This is a genomic window from Pseudomonas sp. WSY_20, assembly GCF_043104335.1.
Classification (GTDB): domain Bacteria; phylum Pseudomonadota; class Gammaproteobacteria; order Pseudomonadales; family Pseudomonadaceae; genus Aquipseudomonas; species Aquipseudomonas parafulva_B.
In genome coordinates, this window is sequence record NZ_JBICKP010000053.1 from 1 (window position 1) to 612 (window position 612).

A 612-nucleotide genomic window follows, 5' to 3' on the forward strand; every position below is an offset into this window, starting at 1 on the left:
GCATCCCTTTGAGTCCGTCGGTCACAGCAATCAGCACGTCTTCGATACCACGCGTCTTGAGATCATTGAACACCTTCATCCAGAACTTCGCACCCTCGGTGTTCTCGATCCAGATGCCCAAGATATCGCGCGTCCCATCGGGTAGAACGCCCAGCGCCAAGTAAATGGCCTTGTTGCGCACCAGGCCTTCTTCGCGGATTTTCACCCGCAGCGCATCAAAGAAAATAACCGGATACATCGGTTCCAGGGGCCGTTGTTGCCACGCGCCGATCTCTTCCATGACCTCGTCTGTCACAGAGCTGATGAAGTCGTGCGAAACCTCTGTTCCGTACTGCTCGGAAAGAAAAGCTCGGATCTCTCGTACTGTCATTCCACGTGCGTACATGGCGATGATCTTGTCGTCGAAGCCGGTGTAACGGCGCTCGTGCTTGGGGATCAGAATGGGCGCAAAGCTGCCGTCTCGATCACGAGGAATCTCCAGCCGCAGCGGGCCATCGCCGGTCAAAACCGTCTTGCCACTCTTGCCGTTACGCTGGTTGGTTTCATCCTCTGGGCGCTGCGCGCCCGGCGGATAGCCCAGATGGTAACCAAGCTCGGCATTCAGCGCGCGTT

General features: G+C 57.2%; 1 protein-coding gene. It reads right to left on the reverse strand.

The window, feature by feature from the left end; genetic code table 11:
* Positions 1-612 (reverse strand): IS256 family transposase (locus ACF8E5_RS13200; protein ID WP_392475388.1); only part of this gene is annotated, 612 nt, incomplete at both ends.